8 protein-coding genes and 1 pseudogene are annotated in these 7,152 nt (G+C 66.7%); 4 read left to right on the plus strand and 5 right to left on the minus strand.

Annotated features, from left to right (window positions below):
• Positions 1-257, minus strand: a pseudogene (locus VEI45_RS09715) (DedA family protein); the annotation flags it as partial.
• 120 nt (positions 258-377) lie between these two features.
• On the opposite strand from VEI45_RS09715, the gene fbaA reads away from it, so the two are divergent.
• Positions 378-1,415 (plus strand): class II fructose-bisphosphate aldolase, encoded by a 1,038-nt coding sequence (fbaA, locus tag VEI45_RS09720; RefSeq protein ID WP_324852546.1) that lies wholly within the window; start codon positions 378-380, stop codon positions 1,413-1,415.
• A gap of 12 nt (positions 1,416-1,427) precedes the next feature.
• Here the strand turns inward: fbaA and VEI45_RS09725 are convergent, their stop codons facing one another.
• Complete coding sequence (locus VEI45_RS09725; RefSeq protein WP_324852548.1) at positions 1,428-2,297, minus strand: hypothetical protein; 870 nt, start codon at positions 2,295-2,297, stop codon at positions 1,428-1,430.
• Positions 2,298-2,393: 96 nt separating this feature from the next.
• Here VEI45_RS09725 and VEI45_RS09730 point away from each other — a divergent pair, with 96 nt between their 5' ends.
• Positions 2,394-2,810 (plus strand): DUF3151 domain-containing protein, encoded by a 417-nt coding sequence (locus VEI45_RS09730; protein WP_324852550.1) that lies wholly within the window; start codon positions 2,394-2,396, stop codon positions 2,808-2,810.
• Between the two features lie 6 nt (positions 2,811-2,816).
• On the opposite strand, the gene VEI45_RS09735 is transcribed toward VEI45_RS09730, so the two are convergent.
• Genes VEI45_RS09735 through VEI45_RS09745 form a run of 3 tightly spaced genes read right to left on the minus strand, consistent with a single transcriptional unit; the run spans position 2,817 to position 5,154 of the window.
• A complete protein-coding gene (locus VEI45_RS09735) occupies positions 2,817-3,704 on the minus strand; it encodes a cation diffusion facilitator family transporter (protein ID WP_324852552.1) in 888 nt (295 codons plus the stop codon).
• A gap of 52 nt (positions 3,705-3,756) precedes the next feature.
• Positions 3,757-4,536 (minus strand): site-2 protease family protein, encoded by a 780-nt coding sequence (locus tag VEI45_RS09740; protein WP_324852554.1) that lies wholly within the window; start codon positions 4,534-4,536, stop codon positions 3,757-3,759.
• Between the two features lie 9 nt (positions 4,537-4,545).
• The gene (locus tag VEI45_RS09745; RefSeq protein ID WP_324852561.1) at positions 4,546-5,154 is read right to left on the minus strand and encodes a peptidase M50; all 609 of its coding nucleotides are present in this window, start codon (positions 5,152-5,154) and stop codon (positions 4,546-4,548) included.
• A gap of 107 nt (positions 5,155-5,261) precedes the next feature.
• Between VEI45_RS09745 and VEI45_RS09750 the strand changes: the two genes are divergently transcribed.
• Both VEI45_RS09750 and VEI45_RS09755 read left to right on the plus strand, forming a co-directional pair.
• Positions 5,262-6,560, plus strand: a complete 1,299-nt coding sequence (locus VEI45_RS09750) for an adenylosuccinate synthase (protein WP_324852556.1) — start codon at positions 5,262-5,264, stop codon at positions 6,558-6,560.
• Positions 6,557-7,152, plus strand: a 596-nt coding sequence (locus VEI45_RS09755; protein ID WP_324852559.1) for a PaaI family thioesterase, incomplete at its 3' end; no start/stop codon positions are given. The genes VEI45_RS09750 and VEI45_RS09755, both read left to right, overlap by 4 nt.

A 7,152-nucleotide genomic window follows, 5' to 3' on the forward strand; every position in this document is an offset into this window, starting at 1 on the left:
GTCTGATCGCCGAGCACCGCGACCACCGCCACACAGCTGGCCAACACCTCGATGCTGACCGGTGGGTGCTCGCTCGCGGCCAGCAAGCCGCCGGTGAACAGCAGCGACTCACCGGGCAGCAGCGGGAACAGCAGACCAGTCTCGACGAAGACGATGAGCAGGATGCCGGGCAGCACCGCGTGCCCGAACACGCCATTGGCGCCCAACCAGTACATCGGGTCGAGCAGGTTGGGCATGGCCACTACCGTGGTGTTCACGGTGTTCCAAGATACCGGCGAAATTCAACGATCTTCACCAGGCGCAGCTTGGGGGCCGGTGGGGCTGCCAACCAGAATCTGTGTTGTGATACTGATCGCACACGTCAGGAGGGAAGTTTCATGCCCATCGCAACGCCAGAGGTCTACGCCGAGATGCTGCGACGTGCCAAGGAGAACTCGTACGCCTTCCCGGCCATCAACTGCACGTCCTCGGAGACCATCAATGCCGCCATCAAGGGGTTCGCTGACGCGGGCAGCGACGGCATCATCCAGTTCTCGACGGGTGGTGCCGAGTTCAGCTCCGGGCTGGGGGTCAAGGACATGGTCACCGGCGCGGTGGCGCTGGCCAAGTTCGCCCGCGTCATCGCGGACAAGTACCCGATCCACGTCGCGCTGCACACCGACCACTGCCCGAAGGACAAGCTCGACTCCTACGTTCGTCCGCTGCTGGAGATATCGGCCAGGCGGGTCGCCGCGGGCAAGAACCCGCTGTTCCAGTCGCACATGTGGGACGGCTCCGCGGTGCCGATCGACGAGAACTTGAAGATCGCGCAGGAACTGCTGAAGGAGGCCGCGGCCGCGAAGATCATTCTCGAGGTGGAGATCGGTGTGGTCGGCGGCGAGGAGGACGGCGTCGTCGGGGCGATCGACGAGAAGCTGTACACCACCCCCGACGACTTCGAGAAAACCGTCGACGCGCTCGGCCACGGCGAGCACGGGCACTACCTGCTGGCCGCGACGTTTGGCAACGTGCACGGCGTGTACAAGCCCGGCAACGTCAAGCTCCGCCCCGACATCCTGGCCCAGGGGCAGCAGGTGGCGGCGGCCAAGCTCGGACTGTCCGACGACGCCAGGCCGTTCGACTTCGTGTTCCACGGCGGGTCAGGCTCGCTGAAGTCGGAGATCGAGGAGGCGCTGGGCTACGGAGTGGTGAAGATGAACGTCGACACCGACACCCAGTACGCGTTCACCCGCCCGATCGCCGCGCACATGTTCACCAACTACGACGGCGTGCTCAAAGTTGACGGCGACGTGGGGAGCAAGAAGGTCTACGACCCGCGCAGCTACCTGAAGAAGGCCGAAGCCGGGATGACCGAGCGGGTGATCGAGGCCTGCAACGACCTGCACTGCGATGGGAAGTCAGTCACCGCAGACTGACGCTGCCGCGGGTCAACCCGTGTTGGACTCGCAGATCTTCCATTTGTCGTCGCGGTACTGCAGGTCGAAGCTGCGGGTCGAGCGAACCTGCGGCGCGTAGGCCATGAACGCGGTCACGTTGGCCTCAGCGTGATTTCCGTTGACCACCACCTGATCGATGTTGGCGACCACCGGATACTGCTTGGCCGCCGCGACCCGGCGATAGGTGTCGTTCCATTCGCGCTCGTCGTAGTTGACGTAGTCGTCGCGCATGTTGCCGCAGGTAATGCCGCGCAGCGTGGCCAGGTCGCCGTTCTGCACCGCGACATCGAAGCTCTGGATGGCGCTACGGACCCGGTCTTCTTGGGAGGCCTTTGGTTTTCTGTCGCTGCGGGTCATCAGCACGGTACCCAGCACCGCGACCGCCGCCAACGCCAGGATGATCAGTATCAATGCCAGCACCCAACCCCAGCTGCGCTGGGTCGACGTCCGCAGCTTGGCGCCCAGCCGAGGCGGAATCAGCTGCGGCATAGCGGTTCTCGGCCGTTCCTTGATCGGTCCAGACGGCGGATGGCGCGTGTCGAAGGCCTCGGTGGCAGGCTCGGTGGCGGCGTTGATGACCGCGGTCTCCTTGGCGTCGAACCCCGGGGCGGTGAACCGACGCTCGCCTCGCGGACGCCGCGGTTTGGGCGCCTCCTGCTCGCGGGCGGCCTTGGCCATCACCTCGGTCGCCGGGTCGGTCCGGTAGCTCTGGGTGGGATCGTCGTCGGGACCGGCGACGTGGTCGGTGGTTTCAGCGTCGGATTCCGTCGGGTCGGTCGCGGCACCTCGATCGTCGGCGTCTGGATCGACCCCCGCCGCATTCGACTTGTGGTCGTGGTCAGGCCCTGAGGGATTCGGCATAAGCGCTGCTGTCCTCTTCGCTGTCGAAATACGTATTGCAGCCTAGCGACTCGGCACCGGGTTTGGTGCGGCGGCCTCGCACGGCACAATAACGCCATGACGCCCATGCGTGATCTTCTGGGACCGGATCCGATCCTGCTGCCTGGCGACCCCGACGCCGAGGCCGAACTGCTGGCCAACGAGAACCCAGCCGTCGTCGCCGCCGCACATCCCTCGGCCTCGGCGGCCTGGGCGGCGCTCGCCGAAGAAGCGCTCGCCGACGACAAGGCGGTCACCGCCTACGCCTATGCCCGCACCGGCTACCACCGCGGCCTGGACCAGCTGCGCCGTAGCGGCTGGAAGGGGTTCGGGCCGGTGCCGTATTCCCATGAGCCCAATCGCGGTTTTCTGCGGTGCGTGGCCGCGCTGGCCCGGGCGGCCGACGCCATCGGTGAAACCGACGAGCAGACCCGCTGCCTGGACCTGCTCGACGATTGCGACCCGGCTGCCCGGGCCGCACTCGGCCTTAGCTGAGCCCGGTTAATAGCCGGCCGAGCAGTCACCGATGCCGCTCGGCGGCTCCACCTGGATGGTGGCATGGCCTAATCCGTGTGCGGCAAGAATCGCTTGGGCCGCACCGAGTACCCGGGCCGAGTCCCCACGGCTGGCCAGGTGCGCGGTCACCATGTCCTTACCGGGCACCAGCGTCCAGACGTGCAGGTCGTGCACGTCGGTGACGCCGTCGACGGCGCGCAGCGCCGTACGCAGCTCCTCGACGTCGATGTGGCTGGGCGACGCTTCCGACAGGATGCGCAATGCGCCGACGGCCAGTGAAAGCGCCCGGGGCAGCACCCACAGCGCGATCAGAACCGCAACCACCACGTCGGCGTAGGGCCAGTGCGTGGTGATCGTGACCACACCGGCGATGAGCACACCGATGCTGCCGACCATGTCGGCGATGACCTCCATGTAGGCGCCCTTGACGGCTAGGCTCTGAGTCGAGTCCGACCGCAGCAGCAGCGCTACCGCCGCATTGATGGCGAGCCCCGCCAGCGCCACGACGATCATCGGTACCCCCGGCACCTCTGGTGCATGGCCGAGCCGCGCGATCGCTTCGCGGAGAATGATCGCCGCCACCGCGATCAGCAGCACCGCGTTGGCCACCGCGGTAAACACCTCGGCGCGGTGCCAGCCATAGGTGCGGCCTGGAGAGGAGCTACCACGCCGGGCCAGCACCAAAGCGCACAGCCCCATGAACGTGGCCGCCACGTCGGTCAGAATGTGGCCCGCATCGGCCAGCAGCGCCATCGACCCGATCACCAGCGCGGTGGTCAGTTCCACGATGAAGAACCCGCCCAACATCGCGGTGGCAGCGGCCATTCTCGGCACTGGTGTGTCGACGTTGGTGTGTTCGTGGCCAGCGCCCATGGCGATCAAATATATGCGTACTTACGCATATATCGCAAGAGTGGATGCGCGGTCAGAAGCGGCCGGTCCAGAAGCGGGTGAGTTCGCCGCCTATCTGCGCGAGGGTGCCGGACACGCCGGACAGCTCGAAGAACCAGTAGACGACGCCGAAGAACCACTGGCCGACCTGCGGCACGAAGAGCAGGAAGACCAGGAAGATGATGCCGTACGGCTTGAACTGTTCGAGCGCCCGCTGAGTTTCCGGGCTCAGATGCGGTTCCAGCGCGTTGTAGCCGTCCAGGCCGGGAAGTGGCAACAGGTTCAGAAGTAGCGCGGTGATCTGCAGGAAGCCCAAGAACGCCACCCCGGCCCAGAACACCGGGTGCGCCGGGTCGACGAACGACGTAGTCAGTCCCAGCAGCAGCACCGCCAACAGCAAATTCGCCGACGGCCCCGCCAGGCTGACGACGGTGCGCTGGGCAGAAGTCATGGACGACGTTCGCAAGTAGACAGCGGCGCCAGGCAGACCGATGCCGCCCAGCACGGTGATCAAAATCGGTATACCCAGCGACAGCCACGGGTTGCTGTAGCGCCGTGGATCCAAATCCAGATAGCCCCGGACGGCGACGCCACGATCGCCGAACCGCCAGGCGGTGAACGCATGACTGAACTCGTGTAGGCACAGCGACACCACCCAACCGGCGATCACAAAGATGAACACCGCGGCGCGGGCCAGCGCCCCGAGTTGGGCGCCGTCCAGCCAAGCCAGCACGCCGCCGAATGCCGTCACGGTGACGATTGCCAAGAAGATCGGGCTGGGCCGCACCGATCGGTGCAAGTCACGGGCGCTCACGTGACGAAACTACCGGACCAATAACCAACCTTCGGTGTTCCGATAGAAGGTTGACCGGCGCGCCGCCCGAGGCGCCGGCACGCCGTCACGGACCACGGCGACACCCGTGGTGCCCAGCTGCACTGCCCGCCCGGCCAGCCAGCGACGCGACCGACCGTCCGCGATGCGCGCCCGCAGGCCCGGCGGTGTGGCGGTTGGCTCGATCCGCACCGCGGCAACATCGCCGTCGAAGAGCACGGCATCGTCGACGACGGCCTCGCCGTGCAGCAGCCGGGCGTCGTCCGGTGGCCGCCAGTGCGCTGCTCCCACGATCGCCGTCCCGGTCTCGTCGCGGATCAGCGGCACCCGCTGAGCCGATCCGTGCCGCGCCCGGCGGGCCGCTCTGCGACCCGCCGACACCCGGTAAGCGCGGGTGGCGGCGGTGCGCCGCCGCGGCGCATAGCCGACCTCGACGTCGAGCCGGCCGGCCCGCAGCAGCTGGGTGAGCACTGCGGCCAGGTCCGCATCCGAGCCGACCACGATCAACCGCCGAAGGTCGTGAGCCGCCACATTGATTTCCCGGGCGTCGGCGACCTGCAATCCGCGCAAAGTACGCGGCACACGATGCTCGCCGAACATCAGCACTGCGATGTCGGGGTCGTTCAACGGCTCCTCGCAAACGGCTGAGATAGTGTGGGTCACCGGCTGGACCACAATAAGCGGCAGATACCAGTGGGAGAAGCGCCATGCCGGCAATCGTCCTGATCGGCGCCCAATGGGGTGACGAGGGCAAAGGCAAGGCCACCGACCTACTCGGCAGCCGTGCCCAGTGGGTGGTGCGCTACCAGGGCGGCAATAACGCCGGACACACGGTGGTCTTGCCCACCGGCGAGAACTTCGCCCTGCACCTCATCCCGTCGGGTGTGCTCACGCCCGGCGTGACCAACGTCATCGGCAACGGTGTGGTGGTCGATCCCGGCGTGCTGCTCGACGAGCTGAAGGGCCTCGAGGACCGCGGCGTCGACACTTCGAAGCTGCTGATCTCCGCCGACGCACATCTGCTGATGCCCTACCACGTGGCCATCGACAAGGTGACCGAGCGCTACATGGGCAGCAAGAAGATCGGCACCACCGGCCGCGGCATCGGCCCGTGCTACCAGGACAAGATCGCCCGCATCGGGATCCGGGTCGCCGACGTGCTCGACCAGGAGGTACTGACCCACAAGGTCCAAGCCGCGCTGGAACTCAAAAACCAGATCCTGGTCAAGATCTACAACCGCAAGGCGCTCGAGCCGGCGCACGTGGTCGAGGTCCTGCTCGAACAAGCCGAGGGCTTCCGGCACCGCATCGCCGACACCCGGCTACTGCTCAACACCGCGCTGGAGGCCGGCGAAACCGTGTTGCTGGAAGGCTCGCAGGGCACCCTGCTCGACGTCGACCACGGCACGTACCCGTATGTGACGTCGTCGAATCCGACCGCAGGCGGTGCGGCTGTCGGGTCCGGCATCGGCCCGACCCGCATCACCACCGTGCTGGGAATCCTCAAGGCCTACACCACCCGGGTCGGCTCCGGCCCGTTCCCCACCGAATTGTTCGACGAGAACGGCGAATACCTGTCGAAAACCGGCGGTGAGTTCGGCGTCACCACTGGGCGCCGTCGCCGCTGCGGCTGGTTCGACGCCGTCATCGCCCGTTACGCCACCCGGGTCAACGGCATCACCGACTACTTCCTGACCAAGCTGGACGTGTTGTCCAGCCTGGAAACCGTTCCGGTGTGCGTCGGCTACGCGATCGACGGCAAACGCACCCACGACATGCCAATGACCCAAAGCGATCTGGCCCGCGCCGAACCCATCTACGAGGAGCTGCCCGGATGGTGGGAAGACATCTCCGACGCGCGGACCTTCGAGGACCTGCCCGCCAAGGCGCGTGACTATGTGCTGCGGTTGGAAGAGCTTGCCGGAGCGGAGGTTTCGTGTATCGGTGTCGGTCCCGGCCGTGAGCAGACCATCGTTCGCCGCGACGTCTTGGCCGCACGCCCGTGACCGATTCTTCGCAGAGCTCACAACAACTCGATCCCGATTACGAGCATCACGGCGGCTTTCCGGAATACGGCGCCGCCAGCCCAGGGCCGGGCTTCGGCCGATTCGTCACTGCCATGCGCGGGTTGCAGGACTTGGCGGTGTCCGCAGACCCCAGCGACGACGTCTGGGAGGACGCCGCCGACCGCGCCGAGGCGCTCTCCGATCTGCTGGCGCCGTTTCACGCTCCCGAAGGCCAGGGTCCGGCCGGCCGATCGCCGCAGTTGCCGGGGATGGGCAGCCTGCTGTTGCCGCCATGGACGATGAGCAGATTCGACACCGACGGCGTGGAGATGCGGGGCTATTTTCGCCGGTTCCACGTGGGTGGTAACGGGGCGGTACACGGCGGGGTGCTTCCGCTGCTGTTCGACCACGTCTTCGGGATGGTGGTGCACGCCGCTGGCCGGCCGATCAGCCGGACCGGCTTCCTGCACGTCGATTACCGCAAAATCACCCCGATCGACACTCCGTTGGTGGTCCGCGGACATGTCGTTGCCACTGAGGGCCGCAAGGCGTTTGTCCGCGGCGAACTGGTGGACGGCGACACCCTGCTGGC

This window comes from Mycobacterium sp., from assembly GCF_035623875.1.
GTDB lineage: Bacteria > Actinomycetota > Actinomycetes > Mycobacteriales > Mycobacteriaceae > Mycobacterium.